The 16,489-nt window shown below is 58.2% G+C and carries 16 protein-coding genes; 7 read left to right on the top strand and 9 right to left on the bottom strand.

What is annotated here, in order from left to right:
* The first annotated feature begins 11 nt into the window (after nucleotides 1–11).
* Both AC13E3_RS02000 and AC13E3_RS01995 read left to right on the top strand, forming a co-directional pair.
* On the top strand, nucleotides 12–494 hold the full coding sequence (locus tag AC13E3_RS02000; RefSeq protein ID WP_008172663.1) for a winged helix-turn-helix transcriptional regulator: 483 nt from the start codon (nucleotides 12–14) through the stop codon (nucleotides 492–494).
* Nucleotides 495–639: 145 nt separating this feature from the next.
* Nucleotides 640–1,287, top strand: a complete 648-nt coding sequence (locus AC13E3_RS01995; protein ID WP_104270940.1) for an OmpW/AlkL family protein — start codon at nucleotides 640–642, stop codon at nucleotides 1,285–1,287.
* A 138-nt stretch (nucleotides 1,288–1,425) separates the two neighbouring features.
* Here AC13E3_RS01995 and AC13E3_RS01990 read toward each other — a convergent pair whose 3' ends face one another.
* A complete protein-coding gene (locus tag AC13E3_RS01990; protein ID WP_104270941.1) occupies nucleotides 1,426–2,748 on the bottom strand; it encodes a DEAD/DEAH box helicase in 1,323 nt (440 codons plus the stop codon).
* 319 nt (nucleotides 2,749–3,067) lie between these two features.
* Between AC13E3_RS01990 and AC13E3_RS01985 the strand changes: the two genes are divergently transcribed.
* Nucleotides 3,068–3,883 (top strand): prolipoprotein diacylglyceryl transferase family protein, encoded by an 816-nt coding sequence (locus AC13E3_RS01985; protein WP_405417587.1) that lies wholly within the window; start codon nucleotides 3,068–3,070, stop codon nucleotides 3,881–3,883.
* Between the two features lie 40 nt (nucleotides 3,884–3,923).
* On the opposite strand, the gene AC13E3_RS01980 is transcribed toward AC13E3_RS01985, so the two are convergent.
* Together AC13E3_RS01980 and AC13E3_RS01975 are read right to left on the bottom strand one after the other, a co-directional pair.
* Nucleotides 3,924–4,379, bottom strand: coding sequence for a DUF302 domain-containing protein (locus tag AC13E3_RS01980; RefSeq protein WP_092030715.1), 456 nt, complete (start codon nucleotides 4,377–4,379; stop codon nucleotides 3,924–3,926).
* A 69-nt stretch (nucleotides 4,380–4,448) separates the two neighbouring features.
* Nucleotides 4,449–5,369, bottom strand: a complete 921-nt coding sequence (locus AC13E3_RS01975; protein ID WP_405417590.1) for a lysophospholipid acyltransferase family protein — start codon at nucleotides 5,367–5,369, stop codon at nucleotides 4,449–4,451.
* A gap of 188 nt (nucleotides 5,370–5,557) precedes the next feature.
* On the opposite strand from AC13E3_RS01975, the gene mltF reads away from it, so the two are divergent.
* Nucleotides 5,558–6,928 (top strand): membrane-bound lytic murein transglycosylase MltF, encoded by a 1,371-nt coding sequence (mltF, locus tag AC13E3_RS01970; RefSeq protein WP_405417593.1) that lies wholly within the window; start codon nucleotides 5,558–5,560, stop codon nucleotides 6,926–6,928.
* Here mltF and AC13E3_RS01965 read toward each other — a convergent pair whose 3' ends face one another.
* The gene (locus AC13E3_RS01965) at nucleotides 6,929–8,455 is read right to left on the bottom strand and encodes a flavin-containing monooxygenase (protein ID WP_405417595.1); all 1,527 of its coding nucleotides are present in this window, start codon (nucleotides 8,453–8,455) and stop codon (nucleotides 6,929–6,931) included.
* 155 nt (nucleotides 8,456–8,610) lie between these two features.
* Nucleotides 8,611–9,159, bottom strand: coding sequence for a YgjV family protein (locus AC13E3_RS01960; protein WP_108018289.1), 549 nt, complete (start codon nucleotides 9,157–9,159; stop codon nucleotides 8,611–8,613).
* A gap of 143 nt (nucleotides 9,160–9,302) precedes the next feature.
* Between AC13E3_RS01960 and AC13E3_RS01955 the strand changes: the two genes are divergently transcribed.
* Nucleotides 9,303–10,337, top strand: coding sequence for a histone deacetylase family protein (locus tag AC13E3_RS01955; RefSeq protein ID WP_405417598.1), 1,035 nt, complete (start codon nucleotides 9,303–9,305; stop codon nucleotides 10,335–10,337).
* Nucleotide 10,338: 1 nt separating this feature from the next.
* On the opposite strand, the gene rlmE is transcribed toward AC13E3_RS01955, so the two are convergent.
* A complete protein-coding gene (gene rlmE / locus AC13E3_RS01950; RefSeq protein ID WP_053113324.1) occupies nucleotides 10,339–10,959 on the bottom strand; it encodes a 23S rRNA (uridine(2552)-2'-O)-methyltransferase RlmE in 621 nt (206 codons plus the stop codon).
* A gap of 156 nt (nucleotides 10,960–11,115) precedes the next feature.
* On the opposite strand from rlmE, the gene AC13E3_RS01945 reads away from it, so the two are divergent.
* Together AC13E3_RS01945 and AC13E3_RS01940 are read left to right on the top strand one after the other, a co-directional pair.
* Nucleotides 11,116–11,844, top strand: a complete 729-nt coding sequence (locus AC13E3_RS01945) for a TrmH family RNA methyltransferase (protein WP_092030706.1) — start codon at nucleotides 11,116–11,118, stop codon at nucleotides 11,842–11,844.
* 116 nt (nucleotides 11,845–11,960) lie between these two features.
* The gene (locus AC13E3_RS01940) at nucleotides 11,961–12,629 is read left to right on the top strand and encodes a transglutaminase-like domain-containing protein (RefSeq protein WP_008172637.1); all 669 of its coding nucleotides are present in this window, start codon (nucleotides 11,961–11,963) and stop codon (nucleotides 12,627–12,629) included.
* Between the two features lie 24 nt (nucleotides 12,630–12,653).
* On the opposite strand, the gene AC13E3_RS01935 is transcribed toward AC13E3_RS01940, so the two are convergent.
* The 3 genes from AC13E3_RS01935 to ahpF all read right to left on the bottom strand — a co-directional run bounded on the left by AC13E3_RS01935 (nucleotide 12,654) and on the right by ahpF (nucleotide 16,442).
* Complete coding sequence (locus tag AC13E3_RS01935; protein ID WP_405417603.1) at nucleotides 12,654–13,808, bottom strand: ABC transporter substrate-binding protein; 1,155 nt, start codon at nucleotides 13,806–13,808, stop codon at nucleotides 12,654–12,656.
* Nucleotides 13,809–13,910: 102 nt separating this feature from the next.
* Nucleotides 13,911–14,681, bottom strand: coding sequence for a hypothetical protein (locus tag AC13E3_RS01930; RefSeq protein WP_405417604.1), 771 nt, complete (start codon nucleotides 14,679–14,681; stop codon nucleotides 13,911–13,913).
* A 174-nt stretch (nucleotides 14,682–14,855) separates the two neighbouring features.
* On the bottom strand, nucleotides 14,856–16,442 hold the full coding sequence (gene ahpF / locus AC13E3_RS01925) for an alkyl hydroperoxide reductase subunit F (protein WP_053113328.1): 1,587 nt from the start codon (nucleotides 16,440–16,442) through the stop codon (nucleotides 14,856–14,858).
* Between the last annotated feature and the right edge of the window lie 47 nt (nucleotides 16,443–16,489).

Raw genomic sequence — 16,489 nt, 5'->3', positions numbered from 1 at the left:
ACACTCCCACCATGGCCAGAAAACGTTTTGATGACTCCAGTTGCTCCGTCGCCCGTGCCCTCAATGAAGTGGGTGACTGGTGGTCCCTGCTGATCGTACTACACGCCATGTATGGCACCCGCCGGTTCGTGGACTTCCAGCAGGAACTGGGCATTGCCAAGAATATCCTCTGCGATCGTCTGGCCCGGCTGGTGGATAACGAGGTGTTGCGCAAGGTGGATGTGGGCGAACACGGCTCCCGCTTTGAATACCGCTTGACTGAGAAAGGCCGGGATCTGTTCCCGGTGGTGATTGCCCTGCGCCAGTGGGGCGACAAGTGGAATCCCGCCCCGGACCAGACACCCCTGGACCTGCGCGACCGTGCCACCGGCCGCCCTATTCACACGGTGGAAGTCCAGAATGCCGATGGCAACCCCCTGAGCATCCGGGATGTGTTCGTACCGGACGAGAGTCTGCCCGAAGGCAAAAGACCTCCGCCTGACTCTCCGCAGTAATCGCGGCACCGCCCGATTTCTTGAGCTACGTCAATCTTGCGATCAAACCAGCCCCCCTGCCCGGCCAATCTTGCGCTAAATCAAGTTTCCTTTCTCCGCTGCCACTAATCTGAAGCCATCAACGATTCAGGTTAAGGAGATGGATATGTCCCGCACATTTAAACTTGGTGTTCTGGCTGCAGCGGTTATGGCTGCGGCGCCGGCTGTTCAAGCGTACGAAGCTGGTGATTTTATTGGCCGCGTTGGTGTGGTGACAGTTGCACCAGACGCTTCGAGTGACCCTATTACCAACCTCAGCTCCGACGCAAGAGTTGACGTAGACAACGACACCCAACTAGGCCTGACCCTGAGCTATATGCTTACAGATCAACTGGGTTTGGGCGTGCTCGCAGCAACTCCCTTCAGCCACGATATTAAAGGTGACGGTGACCTCGCTGGTCTTGGTAAGCTGGCCGAAACAAAACAGCTGCCACCAACCATCACACTTCAGTATTTCCCGATGCCGAGCGGCAGCAAGCTGCAACCCTATGTTGGAGCGGGTGTGAACTATACCGTCTTTTTTGATGAACAAACCGCCGGCGCTCTTGCAGGCACCGATATCAAGCTCGATGACAGCTTCGGCCTGGCTGCGGAAGTTGGCCTGGATTACATGATCACCGAAAACATCGGTGTTAACGCGGCAGTCTGGTGGATAGACATCGACACCGAGGCGAAAATTGAAGCTGTAAACCAGACCGTGGATGTGGAAATTGATCCCCTAGTCTACATGGTAGGCCTGTCCTACAAGTTTTGATCCCCGTGCCTCCGTCAGTCGCCACGGTCTGTTGGCTGACGAAAGGTGCGCTCTCCTGTGCGGGGCCCTCCGGCCCCGCCTTTTTTTGTCCGCCAGAAACAGGAAGGCGGAGCATCTGCCCCGCCTTCCTGACCTGCCTCAGGCACTCTGGCGCTGGGCTGAGCGGCTTCGCTGACCACCGCCATTCTGGCTCCGGCCACCACTGCGGCCACCTGGCTTGTCCCCAAAGCTTTTCGGCTTGCCTCCGGGCCGGCCATTACCACCACCGTTACTACTGCGGGTACGGGCGCGGCTGGGATCGGCCTTGGCTCTCGGCTTCAGCGGCAGGTTGTTGGTCGGCTCAAAGCCTTCCACTTCCGTGCGCGGCAGCTGCTTTTTGATCAGCCTTTCGATGCCCGCCAGCATTTTGCCTTCATCGGCACTGACCAGTGACAGCGCATGACCACTCTCACCGGCACGGCCGGTGCGACCAATACGATGCACATAGTCTTCCGGCACGTTGGGCAGTTCGAAGTTCACCACCTGGGGCAGCTGCTTGATGTCCAGACCACGAGCAGCGATATCCGTTGCCACCAGCACACGCACTTCGCCAGCCTTGAAGTCCGCCAGCGCGCGGGTGCGGGCACCCTGCGACTTGTTGCCGTGAATGGCAGCAGCGGTAATACCGTCCTTCTCCAGTTTCTGGGTCAGGCGGTTGGCACCGTGCTTGGTGCGGGTAAACACCAGCACCTGGTCCCAGCTGTTGTCACGCACCAGCTTGCTCAGCAGGGCGGTTTTCTGGCTCTGATCCACCGGGTAGACAGACTGCTTGATGTTTTCGGCAGAGGTGTTTCGAGCCGCCACTTCAACCTGAACCGGGTTATCCAGCAGACCTTCGGCCAGAGTCCGGATCTCGTTCGAGAAGGTGGCGGAGAACAACAGGTTCTGGCGCTTGGCTGGCAGCAGCGCAAGAATCTTGCGGATGTCGCGAATAAAGCCCATATCCAGCATGCGGTCGGCTTCGTCCAGCACCAGGATTTCCACTTCGTTGAAGCGCACAGCGTTCTGCTGATACAGGTCCATCAGGCGGCCCGGTGTTGCCACCAGCACGTCCAGGCCTTTGCGCAGCTTCATCATCTGCGGATTGATTTTCACACCACCGAAAACCACCGCGGCCTTGGTAGGAACGTATTTGCTGTAAAGATTCACGCTGTCGTGAACCTGTGCCGCCAGTTCACGGGTGGGCGTCAGGATCAGCGCGCGGGGGCCTTTGCCGGTGCGCGGGTTTTCACCCAGACGCTGCAGCAAGGGCAAGGTAAAACCGGCGGTTTTGCCGGTACCGGTCTGGGCAGCAGCCATAACGTCCCGGCCAGAAAGCACGGCGGGAATGGCCTGGGCCTGAATGGGAGACGGGGTTTCATAACCCTGGTCAGACGTGGCACGGACCAGCTGCTCGGACAAACCGAGTGAAGAAAAACTCATATTGGATCAACTCTTGATTATTCTGCCTCCACGACCACCGTTCTCGGTGAATGCGGGCAGATGCCATGAACATTCATGGAATAAAAGACGACTACGGTCACGCGCCGTTATCGGGGTGACGTCCTCTGACAGGTCGTATGGAAAGGTCGCACGGGCTTAAAGCCTTAAACTGCGGAATCCCTAGAGGCAGGATGCGGGCACATTAACAGAGGCCCGGGCAATTAGCCATAGGTGATTATAATAAGCATCCGAAGGAACCTGGCGGACATCCTCAAGTCAGAGTGTTTTGATCACCGGAAGCCAACATGGAGTTGAAAGAATGAGCGTCAGTATCGGCCCATTGAGCCTGTCCATCGACCACCTGCTCCTGGTCATCGCCTTCGGCCTGGCTCTGCTGGTTGGAGGGGTGCTGGGCCGCAAATATAGGGTGCCCGTAGCCGGATCGGTGGCCGATATCTTCGTGGTAGCGATGCTCTGTGCCCGGGTCGGTTTCGTTATCAGTTACTTCGAGCATTACCAGAATGATCTTCTGGGCATCATTGATATCCGGGACGGCGGTTTCGATGTGCTCTGGGGTGTCGTCGGCGCCCTCATCTTCACCGGCTTTCTGCTCTGGCGCAGGGAAGCGCAGCGCAAACCCCTGGCTACTGCTGCGCTGACGGGCGCCCTGTTCTGGGCTGCCACCGCAGGAACCATCACACTGATCGAACAGCAGGCCCGAGGCATGCCGGACGTTGCGCTGCATTCGCTCAATGGCGAAGCAGTCCACATGGACCAATTAGCGCCAGGCCAACCCCTGGTGGTGAACCTCTGGGCAACCTGGTGTCCACCCTGCATCCGGGAAATGCCGGTGCTGGAGGAAGCCCAACACATCTATCCGGATGTCGCGTTTGTGTTTGCCAACCAGCGCGAACAGCCCGAGACCATCCGTTCCTTTCTTGAGGAAAACCGCCTGAACCTGAACAACCTTTACCGGGACGATCAGGCCCAGCTGGCACGCGCCGTGGGCAGCAATGGCTTGCCAACAACGCTTTTCTACAATGCCCAGGGCGAACTCATCGATTCCCACATGGGCGAGCTGTCACGGGCAACACTGGCCAGGGGCCTGGAAAAGATCCGCGGACCCGACCAGTGAACCAGGCCCGCTGTGCCCGTTAACCGCATGGCGTTTTTATCTACCGGGTTGCCGCTTTGGCAAAATTTCCCAGTGCGCCGCTTACTTTTCCGAGCACCTCATCGCACCCCTCAATGCCATGGCGGCTCTTGAGGTATTGCGGGTCGTTGTAACCCAGCCACACCTCTCCGTTGGCATCCTCCCAGATCAGGGCTTTTTGGGGCAGGTCGATGGCGACACTCTGGGCGCACTGCATCAGCGGTGTGCCGACTTTGGGGTTGCCGAAAATAACCACTTCGGTCGGACGCAATTCCAGACCGGCTTTTTCCGCGCCCTGCTGATGATTAACGCGAGCCATGACCGTCATGCCCTTCTCTTTGAGCACAGACTCGAGTTTGTCGGCCGTGGCTTTTACATCGTGACTGCTTTTGATCGCGACCAGTCCATCTGCGGCATGGGTGAGCGTGGCGAACAGCAGAGCCGATGCCACCAGAACCAGTCTGAGAGTGCAGCGCATAGTATCCTCCAGAGGGTTTGTTGAAGTTTTCAGGATAGAACAGAGGCAGGCGTTACGCATGAACGCGCCTCAGTATATCGTTGCCGCACCTTCTGGCCTGCTCTTGAATCGCTTGTGCAGCCAGAGGTACTGATCGGGTTGCTCACGAACAGTGGCTTCAATAAAACCGTTCCAGACTTTGGCGTCCTGTTCCGGATGTTCGCCAAAGGACTCCTGAATCGGAGAAAACACCACCCGGTAACTGCCATCGGGCATTCGCAAGTGACTGACGCAGATAACCGCAGCGCCGGACTCCCTGGCAACGAAGCTTGGCGACGTAATACAGCCGGCACTGACCCCAAAAAAGGGCACGAACACCTCGGACTTCTTGCCGAAATCCTGGTCACAGGCGAACCAGACCTGCCCCCCTTCTTTCAGGAATGACAACATGGGTCTGATCTGACGTTTGGTGAAGGGGCGAATACCAAAATGCCGCCGCCGGCCACGTTCGATCATACGGTCAATCACCGGATTGTTGTTAGGGCGGTACATGTAACCCGGCTTCTGAAGCTTGCAGGCAATCAGAGGCAGGGCAAAGTCGAAAATACTGTAGTGCCCGCCGATCAACAGCACTCCCTTGCCGCGTCGTTTCGCTTCTTCAAGGTGCTCGGTACCCTGGACCGACGCGCTCTCACAATAGGGGGTCATATCCCGCCACCAGGCATGAACGCTTTCCAGAACGCCCCGGGCCGAGGCCACAAACGCATCCTCCACCAACTGGCTGCGGGTCGCTTGGTCGAGTTCGGGCATGCAGGCCGCCAGGTTGGCGTCCGCAACCCTGGCACGGGATCGCATCTTGCTGGAAAGGCGCTTGCCCAACCAGCCTCCAAAACGCTGCTTCAGTCCCATCGGAAGAAAGGACAAAAGCCAGAGCAAGCAGACCAGAGCCCAGGCCGGCCAGTACGACGGATGCCAGAGAGAGTGTTTCCTGTTTCTTTTGCCGGACGCCATTCAACAGTGGCCTGTGATAATGAGAAAACGGTCGACCAGCCTGACACAATCTCTCTCAGCTAGATACGTGATTTACTCATGGATGCGGTTGGTCAAAGGGAATCCAATTCCCGAATTCAGGAGTATGGTTTTAAGAAGATACGTGTTAATACGTAGAAGTCATTTCAAAAGACAGGAAATTCCTCGCTATGTTCCGATGGAAGTTCGCCGCGGGTCTTGTGATCCTGCCACTCCTGCTTGCCGGCTGCAGTGACAACACCAGCACCAGCCAACCAACGACAACGGATATCAAGCCACCGTCGGAAACGGGCGTACTCAAAGTGGCTACCCGCAATGGCTCCACAACCTATTACGTGGATCGGCATGAGAACCCCGTCGGTCCGGAGCACGCACTGATCAGCGCCTACGCCGAGAGTCGGGGCTGGCAGGTAGAATGGACCATGCTTGATTCCACCAGCGACGTTCTGGCGGCGTTGGAATCTGGCAACACCCATCTGGCCGCAGCGGGACTGACGCACCTCGCCTCCCGCGATGAGCGCTTTGTAAGAGGCCCGGCTCACACCGAGATTACCGAACAACTCGTCTGCCATCGCGACGCTCGGCCCATGCCCCGCAAACCTGAGGACATTCCCGGCACTGATATTGTCGTAACCGCCGGCTCCAGCTACGTTGAAACCCTGAACAAGCTGAATGAACAGCATCCGGGAATCGCTTTTGAGGAGGATGCAGATCGCACGACAGAGGTCATTCTCTCGGATGTTGCCGAACGGGATGTCGGCTGCACCGTCGCTGATTCCAACATTGTTCAGGTCATGCGCCGGCATTTCCCCCACCTGGAAGTGGCGATGACGCTCACACAGGGGCGGAATCTTGGCTGGTACATGCCCAAGGCTTCCGAAGATCTGGCCTCCGATGCCCACGAGTGGATGAATAGCGTCGAAGGCGATGAGGCCATAGGGCTGATGGAGAACCGCTACTATGCCTACATTGGCGACTTTGATTTCGTGGATCTGCGGGCCCTGAATCGACGCATTGAAGACCGCCTGCCCGATTTCATCGATCAATTCCGGGAAGCGGAGGCCAAAACCGGCATGCCCGCAGACCTGCTGGCCGCACTGGCCTATCAGGAATCCCACTGGGATCCAGCGGCGAAATCCCCCACCGGTGTCCGCGGCATCATGATGCTTACCCGACGAACCGCCGAATCTCTGGGTGTAACCAACCGGCTCGATCCCGATGCAGCTATTGATGGTGGCGCCCGCTATCTGGCCGACCGTCACCGCCGCCTGCCAGAGACTATTCCTGAGCCGGACCGCACCTTCCTGGCGCTGGCAAGCTACAACATCGGCCGTGGGCACCTGCTGGATGCCCGGGAACTGGCGCGGAACCTGAACAAGAATCCGGACTCCTGGCAGGATATGACCGAGGTGCTACCCCTGAAAGCCGACAAGCGATACTACCCCAGCACCCGCTACGGATACGCCCGAGGCTATGAGCCGGTGCATTACGTGCAGCGCATTCGCAACTACCGGGATGTCATACGTTCGGCTTTTGAGTGATCAGGTTCCGAACAGGGCCGAGCGCAGGGGCCGCAGGAAACCACCGGATTCCTTGTGGCTCGCGTGGGTCCGCTTTCCATCGAATTCCAGATAGCCATCCTCAATCGGCTCGAATCGCAGGATTTTGACGTCCTCGAGATAATTCTGGGACGACTTCCAGGGCCCGTGAGTGCCCTGGCGGGGCAGGCGATCGGCGGCCCGGCGAATGTAGCCGGCATCCAGAGAGCCAAGCACCGTGTCGTCGCCGCGACTGTTCTCAGTGTCCCGGGCCACCACGGTACGATAGCCACGCTTGTCCATCAGGTTCATCAGCCGGCACAGGTACTCGGCGGCAATGTCCACCTTCAGGGTCCAGGAAATGTTGGTGTAACCGAAGATCATGCCGGCGTTGGGCACGCCCTCCACCATCACGTTCTTGTAGATAATCTTGTCTTTCATCACGACTTCCTGGCCGTCCACGGTCGGCCGGATTCCACCCAGCATCTGGATATCCAGACCTGTTGCCGGGATGATGATATCTGCTTCCAGTTCCTCACCCGATTTCAGGCGGATGCCGGTTTCCGTGAAGCGGTCAATATGATCGGTGGCAATGGACGCCTTGCCCGCTTTCATGGCCTGGAAAAGGTCCCCGTCTTTTACCACGCACAGGCGCTGGTCCCAGGGATTGTAATCCGGCGTGAAGTGCCGCATGTCGGCGGTGTCCCCAACCTTGCGTTTGATAATGCCCAGGAACAGCCGGCGCATGAACTTCGGGCTCCTTCTGGAGCGCAAGTAAAGGAAACGGGAAATGGAAATATTCCGGGCCCGGGTCAGCCGATAGGCGGTTCTCTCGGGCAGAATTTTCTGCAGGGCAAGAGACACCTTGTCGGTTGAAGGCAGAGGCATCAGATAGGTGGGTGAGCGCTGAAGCATGGTGACATGAGCGGCCTGCTCTGCCATGGTCGGCACCAGGGTAATGGCGGTTGCGCCGCTGCCAATAATCACCACCTTCTTGCCCGCGTAGTCGAGATCTTCCGGCCAATGCTGCGGGTGTATGATCTGGCCGCGGAAATCATTTTCACCCGGGAAGTCCGGCTTGTAGCCCTGATCATAATTGTAGTAGCCGGTACAGCCTACCATGAAGCTGGCGGTGTAGTGTTCTGTTTCGCCGGTGGCTTCGTTCAGGGCCGAGAGCTTCCAGCATTTGTCGACACCTGACCAGTCCGCTGTCTTCACCGCCAGCCCGAAGCGGATGTGGCGTTCGACATCATGCTCCCTGGCGGTCTCCGCCACATAATTCTTGATCGATGCGCCGTCGGCCAGCACTTTGCCGCCTGTCCAGGGGCGGAAATTGTAGCCGAAGGTAAACATGTCCGAATCCGAACGGATTCCCGGGTAACGGAACAGATCCCAGGTGCCACCCAGGGACTGCCGACGTTCGAGGATGGCAAACGACTTGCCGGGGCATTCACGCTTAAGATGGCATGCCATGCCAATGCCGGAAACGCCGGCGCCGATGATCAGTACATCGAAATGCTGGTTACTCATTGCCTGTCCTCTCGGATTCCAGTCCGCTTTTTATAATCAATGGCCTGCAATCAAGATAGCTCAGGCTGGGCTGGTCGGGAATTGGCCAAAGTGGTCCCTGCCCCTGGTTGTTTCAGTCAGTCTCGAGATGCGAAACCGCCGACCCGCAACGCCGTTCAACTCCCGGGCGTGAAATCGGGGTATTTCTTCTGCAGCCGATAGAGCCGGATGATGGTGATGATGTTGGTGACCAGCACCATGCCTTCTGCCAGGGTTCCACCCACGGAACCGATAACGATGTTGTTGAGCATCCAGGCCAGGGCAGCAAACCCGAGCACGATTCGCAGGGGAATTCCCCTGAGCATGAACATGCCCACGGTGCCGAAAACGGCGGCGGCGAGCGGGAATACATCGGTGATGGATTTCCAGGTCGCCCAGGCTACCACCAGGTTCACCACGAGCATGCCCAGCATAATAGGCCAGTTGCCCTGGTACTTGCGCGCCAAAGTAATGCGCACAATCACCAGAACGGTCAGTGCCGAGGCGGTCCAGCTCTCGAAGAACGCGAACATCAGGGCAAACGCAACGTTGGCGGAGATCAGCAGCACCATCAACCGGTCGTCATTCTTGTTCGCGAAGCCGGCAATGCAGAAACCCAGGGCTACAAGACCGCACACCTGGCCCAGAACCTCGGCGAGGGTCATGTCCGCGATCAGATCAATCATCCTTTACCGGCCTGTCGCTCGTCGCCATATCGGTAATCCCCTCTGCCCGCAAAAGGTTTCAGCCTGCCACAATCAGGGCCTTTGAGCCATCAAGCTCCCTGTGCCAAAGTGCTCACGTCATTCAGCAAGGACCACTCAAGACCATGAAAACCGTATTCTCTCCATTGCACAGCCGCCGACACGTCAAAACCGAACTGGATGGCGGACTGCTGATCGAGCCTCACGAGAAGCCGTCCCGTGCCGAAACCATCCTGGCACGAGTGAAAGAACAGGCGCTGGGAGAGATTCTGGAACCGGAAGAATATGGCCTGGAGCCCGTCAAACGGGTACACACCGCCGATTACGTGGCGTTCCTGGAAACCTGCTGGCAGGACTGGCTGGCTGCCGGCAAACCGGGTGAAGCCATCCCGGCGGTCTGGGCGGGTCGCGGCATGCGCCATCGGCTGCCCAGGGACATCGACGGCCGGCTGGGCTATTACAGCTTCGCGGCGGAGACGTCGATCCCGGATGGTACGTGGGAAGCCGCCCGGGCATCCGCCAATGTGGCCCTTACCGCCCAGAAACTGGTGGCCGGAGGCGAGCGCGCGGCCTTTGCCCTGTGCCGCCCACCCGGACATCACGCCCATGCCGATCTGTTCGGCGGGTACTGTTTCTTCAACAACGCCGCCATCGTGGCTCAGGCCTTTCGTGACCGGGGCTATGGCAAGGTCGCGGTGCTGGATGTGGACTTCCACCACGGCAACGGCACCCAGGCGATCTTCTACGAACGCAGCGATGTGCTCACCATCAGCCTGCATGGCGATCCGGACCTGGTGTTTCCCCATTTTCTGGGCTTTGAAGACGAGATTGGCGAGGGCGCCGGCGAGGGCTACAACCTGAATATCGTCTACCCGCCAAACACGCCCTACAGCGTCTGGAGTCAGGGGCTGGAAACCGCCTGCGAGCGGATCCAGTCATTCCAGCCGGACGCCCTGGTGGTCGCCCTGGGTGTTGATACCTTCGAGGAAGACCCGATTTCGTTCTTCAAGCTGACCTCCGGCGATTATCTGACCCTGGGCCAACGTCTCGCCCGGCTTGGACTACCAACGGTATTTACCATGGAAGGCGGTTACGACGTCGACGCCATCGGCGTGAATGCGGTGAACGTCATGCAGGGATTCGACAGGGCTGCAGGCTGAATCAGCCCTTGAAGCCCTTGCCGAGAATGTAGACTTCCCGGGAGCGGGAGCGGGAGGAATCCGGCTTTCGCACCACAACCTTGTCGAAGACAGCGCGGACCGATTTCAGGTACTCATCGTACCCTTCGCCCTGAAACACCTTGGCCAGGAAACTGCCTTTGGGCTTGAGTACCTGGCTTGCCATGTCCAGGGCCAGTTCCACCAGGTACATGGAGGCGGCCTGGTCGGCCACGGTCACGCCGCTGATGTTCGGAGCCATGTCGGAAATCACCACGTCCACCGGGTCATCGCCCAGGGTGGCCATGATCGATTCGAACACGTCGTTCTCGGTGAAATCACCCTGGATAAAATCGACGCCGGCAATGGCATCCATGGGCAGGATATCGGAGGCGATGACACGGCCCTTGTGGCCCACCAGTTTGGCCGCCACCTGGGACCAGCCACCGGGGGCGGAGCCCAGATCCACAACCACCATGTTGGGGTGGATCAGCCGATCCTTCTTGTTGATCTCAAGTAGCTTGTAACTGGCACGGGAGCGGTAGCCATCCACCTGCGCCTGCTTCACGAAGGGGTCGTTGACGTGCTCTTCGAGCCAGCGGTTACTGCTTTTGGATCGGGCCATGGGGTCTCTTCAGAACGGGAAAGCCAAGCGCTTATTGTACGTGCCGCGCCGGGCCGCGGCAAAACCCTGACAACCGCGCTGGCCACACGTACAATCCGGCCAGCATTCTGTGATTTTTCAGAACCGACCAAGCCCACCTCACCGGAGACTCCCCTCGTGAATCTGGCCGACATCAAAAAGCTGCACCAGAAAAAATACCGGCAGTCGTTTGGCCACTATCTGGTTGAGGGCGAACACCTGGTTCTCGAGCTGCAGAAAGCCGCCGACCGCCAACCCGCTCTGACGGCCTCGGAACTTTACGTCACCGGAGCCTATGAGCACTGGCAGAGCCCGTTCAGAACCCATGTCATCAGCGATCGCCAGATGGCACAGCTCGCCGACACCCGAACACCCCAGGGGATTCTGGCGGTGGTGCCCATGCCGGAGCGCCCGGCGGAACCGGTGCCCGGCGAAAAAACGATTTACCTGCATGAGGTTCAGGACCCCGGCAACCTCGGTACGATACTGCGCACCCTCGCCTGGTTCGGCGGTTTCCGGTGTCTGCTGAGCCCGGGCAGTGTCGACCCCTTCAACCCGAAGGTAGTGCGAGCCAGCATGGGGGCGCTCTTTCACGTCCCTCTTGAAACCGACGTTGCTCTGACAAGCCTTCCCGACCGATACCAGAGCCTGGCCTGCCTCGACCTCAATGGCGGTTCGATGGCATCCCGGGGCTTCAGGGAACACGACTGTTATCTGTTCGGCAACGAGGCCCGGGGCGTGCCGCGGGAGGCCCTCAATCAATTGAAGGCGGTGTCGTACAGCATTCAAGGCCAGGGGCAGATCGAGTCCCTGAACCTGGCCTCAGCGGTGAATATGTGCACCTACGAATTAATGCGGGACCTTTAGACTGCAAACCCCATGCTCTGAGCACTTTCCCCAATCGTTCTGGCGGAAACCGCCATTGCCTGTGCATTGCCAATTGAGCACGATCAGAGTCTGATCCCGAGACCGGACTGATGACTATGGAACGCTATCTCCAGCCCACCGCTTTTTTTGACTATGACCATCCCCGGCTGCAGGCCTGGATCGAGTCAGAGCTGGAGGGAGTTCCTGATGAGCCGGTGGAGCAGATCAAGGCGCTCTATCTCGCTGTTCGTGACAGCATCAGCTACAACCCCTACGTATTCCGGACCGATGCCAACACGTTCAGTGCCAGCTACGCTCTGGAAAGCGGCGAAACCTACTGCATCCCAAAGGCGGTTCTCCTGGGCGCGGCAGCTCGCTCGATTGGCGTTCCCAGCCGCCTCGGCCTGGCCGATGTACGCAACCATCTCTCAAGCCCGAAACTGATCGAATGGCTGCGGTCGGACATTTTCCGTATGCACGGGTATATCGAGCTGTTCCTGAATGGCCAATGGGTGAAGGCGACGCCGGCGTTCAATCGGCAACTGTGCGAGCTGATGAAGGTGGAGCCGCTGGAATTCGATGGGGTGCACGATTCCATGTTCCAGGAGTACACCGAGGATGGCCACGCGCACATGGAATATGTGAACGACCACGGCCTGTTCGACGACGTGCCCCATGAGTTTATCGTCTCTGGTGTCCGGGCGGCCTACAGTCATCTCTTTGCCGAAGAAGAGGAGCCTGAAGCTCCGAAAGGCAGTCTGGTGCAGGATATATCGAGCCCCTAGAGCCTGCTCGAATCCAGGAAGACCTTATTCTCTCCTCGCTACGGTGTCTGCTCTCTGCCCTGCCAGCGCCCCACTGATCGCATCCAGCACGGCATCAGAATCGGGCACTGTTTTCCCGGTCTCAGTCTCACCAATGCGGCTGAAGCGCCTAAAATCAATGGCGCTCCAATTCTTCGAGTCCATAATGCGCTGCACCCGCTCAACATTTTCACGGGTTGCAGGTTCCAGCTTGTAGCGGAAAACATAGTCCGGTGACATATCTCCGAAATCCTGGCCATGGTGATAATCATGCAGCAGGAGCAAGGCAAGTCCACCGCCCATGAAATGTCGGCCGAGGCTGACCAGTAACTCCCCCTGCCGGATACTTTCCAGGGCCTCAGGTTCCCAGTCTACGCCGCCCACCAACAGATCTTTGCCCGGCGTCCGGCCGGCATTTCGAGCGGCTTCAATGGCACCCATTGCCATACCATCACTCGCGCTCCAGATTGAGACAGTATTCGGATAGCGCTTCAGCAGGACCTCCGTTTTTTCACGGGCCAGCGTGCCGCTCCAGTTGGCGTACACCAGTTGCATAAGCTCGCTGCGCTGCTGGACCGCAGCCGCCAGCAGCCCTCCATTCCTGTCCTTGGTGGCAGACGAATCAAGGGTTCCCGAGAGGGCGACCATGGGAATACTGGGGCCGGAGGCCAGCCCCAATTGTTCGGCCTGTTTGCCCAGCAGCGTTACCAGAGAACGGCCGGCGGCAATATTGTCCGGCGAAAGATGGCCGAGCCAGCCCGACAAGACACTTCGGGGCATACCGATGCTGGCTCGAGCGGCGTCAGGCACATCGGTATTGAAGGTAAACGTCTTTACACCGGCCCCATCCGCGAGCCTGAGCATGGATTCGGTAACATGCTCCTTGCACATGAACAGCAGGTAGTCGGGCTTTTCTTCTCGGGCCAATACGTCCTTCGCCATGCGAAGATAGCTGAATCGATGACTCTCCCGATCGTACTGAACCTCCAGGTCTACCTCGAGATCCTCCGCTACTGCCTCCATGAAACCGGCCACCAGTTGCCAGAACCGGGAGTCGTCCGGGGAAAGAAAAACAACGCTTGGCCGGGTGCCGGCGTCTGCCAAAGGAACTGTAAACAGGAGCAGGAAACCAATGAGGAAGCGGGCTGGAAAGGACTTCATGTAATGAACAACCCTCTGGACGATCTGGCAGAGTTGGCTTTTAAGGGGCCTAAGCTACCGACCTGTCGTGTAACACACAAGCGGAGATCCGTAACCAATGTCTCAGTTCAGAAGGGAATGTTCAGCGGCCGGAGCGGGGTCTTCAAACTCAACGTAGAGCTGGCCGGCCAATTGTTCGTAGAGCCCGGCTTCTTTGAGGCTCTTCATCCGAGCCGAGAGCCTGGTCAGGAACTGCCGGTTGGCTTCGGTGTTGTGGCAGGTAAGCCGATCGTAACTTTCAAGAAGGGGCGTCTTCGGATCGTAGCTGAGCTCGTCCATGAAAGGCCGGACATCCGGAACCGCAGCAATCATGGCGCCGAATCTCTGGTGCTCGAGCATGGCCAGGTTCTGGGCATCGCTCTTCGACCAGATCACATTAACGTCGTGGCCCTCCAGCACTCCGTCCAGATAGGTCTCATGACCAATAACCGCACCCACGGTTTTCCCCTCCAGTTGCGACAGGGAACTGATGGGATCTGCGTCCTGCGGGGTGAACAGGTAATAGGTGAATTTGCCGAGTGGAAAACTGGCAATAACCGCATCGTCGCCCAATCGACGCTCCAGGACCTCGGTGAAGGAATAGATGCAGTCTGCGCCATGCTGCTCGAATACCATCATGGCCCGTTTGTAGGGAAAGAACTGCTCGGTCACAGGCACATCAAGGCCTTCCAGGGCCCTGTGCAGGATTCTCTGGTAAACACCATCCCGGTTTTCGGTCAGCAGGCTGGTGATATCCGGAACCGCGATCCGGATCACCGGATCGGCCACGGCAGGCGTACTCAGTATGACTGCGGCAAACAGGAGTACCCGAAATCCAGAGAGGTAGCGTTTCATGACTCGCGCATCAGTCCATGACGACAAATAAATGACTATTTTTCATACAGGTTCCGCAGTATGGCAATGTCGTATTCTATACGCCAGAAAAACCTTGTTAAATATGGGGATTTGAAAAAAAAGGCACCGGATCGCTCCGGTGCCTTTCTCTCTCATCAGGCGGCGTTGAGTGGATTACGCCGCTTCGTCTTCGCTCTCGTCCACAGAATTGCGGATCAGGAAGTCAAAGGCGCTGAGGGCGGCTTTGGAACCTTCGCCCATGGAGATCACGATCTGCTTGTAAGGCACGGTCGTCGCGTCGCCCGCTGCAAAAACGCCCGGAATGGAGGTTTCGTTGCGGTCGTTAACGATGATCTCGCCGTGCTGGCTGAGTTCGATGTCACCCTTCAGCCATTCGGTGTTGGGCACCAGGCCGATCTGTACAAACACACCTTCCAGGGAGATGTGATGCTGCTCACCGGAGTTGCGGTCGGTGTAATTCAGACCGTTGACCTTGCCATTCTCCCCGGTAATCTCGGTGGTCTGTCCTGACGTGATGATCTCCACGTTCTTCAGACTCCGCAGTTTCTTCTGCAACACCTCATCAGCACGCATCTCGGCACCGAATTCGATCAGGGTTACATGGCCCACGATACCGGCCAGATCGATGGCTGCCTCGACACCGGAGTTACCTCCACCGATTACCGCCACGCGCTTGCCCTTGAACAGGGGGCCGTCGCAGTGCGGGCAGTAGGCCACACCCTTGTTGCGGTACTCTTCCTCTCCCGGAACGCCCATCTGGCGCCAGCGGGCACCGGTGGACAGCACCAGGCTGCGCGCTTTGAGTGTGGCACCGTTTTCCAACCTTACCTGGTGGAGCATGCCCGGGCGTGACGCCGGGATCAGCTTCTCCGCGCGCTGCATGTTCATGATCTCCACGTCGTATTCCTTGACGTTTTGCTCCATGGCCGCCACCAGTTTCGGACCCTCGGTGTAGGGTACGGAAATCAGGTTCTCAATGCCCATGGTGTCAGCTACCTGGCCACCGAAACGCTCGGCCGCGATGCCGGTGGAAATGCCCTTCCGCGCAGCGTAGATAGCAGCAGAAGCGCCAGCCGGGCCGCCACCAATGATCAGGACCTCAAAGGCGTCTTTCTGATTGATTTTCTCGGCGTCTTTCTCGCTGGAGCTGGTGTCCAGCTTGGCAACAATTTCTTCCAGGGTCATACGGCCCTGGCCCCAGGGCTCACCGTTCATGTAAACGCTGGGAACCGCCATGACTTCGCGCTGCTCCACTTCATCCTGGAACAGGGCCCCATCGATAGAGGTGTTCGTGATGTTCGGGTTCAACACGCTCATCAGGTTCAGGGCCTGAACCACGTCCGGGCAGTTCTGGCAGGACAGCGAGAAGTAGGTTTCAAACTCGAACCGGCCTTCCAGAGACTGGATCTGCTCGATCACATCCTGGGACGCCTTGGAGGGATGACCACCCACCTGCAGCAGGGCCAGGACCAGGGAAGTAAACTCGTGGCCCATGGGGATGCCCGCAAAGCGAACGCCAATATCGGTGCCTACTCGGTTGATGGCGAAGGACGGACGACGCACGTCATTGGATTCTTCAGTGCGGAGACTGATCTTGGAAGACATCGGCTCCAGCTCTTCCAGCAGCTCCCGGAGTTCCTGGGACTTCTTGCTGTCGTCATAGGCCGCAACCAGCTCAATCGGCTGCTGCAGCTTGTCCATGTAGGCCTTGAGCTGTTCCTTGATATTGGCATCCAACATAGTCTGACTTCTCCTTTAAATTTCGGAACTAAGTATTTGAATCAAAT

It is taken from the genome of Marinobacter sp. L-80 (assembly GCF_056859395.1).
Note: the sequence above shows the minus strand (reverse complement) of the source record. Positions and strands in the feature narration are given on the sequence as shown.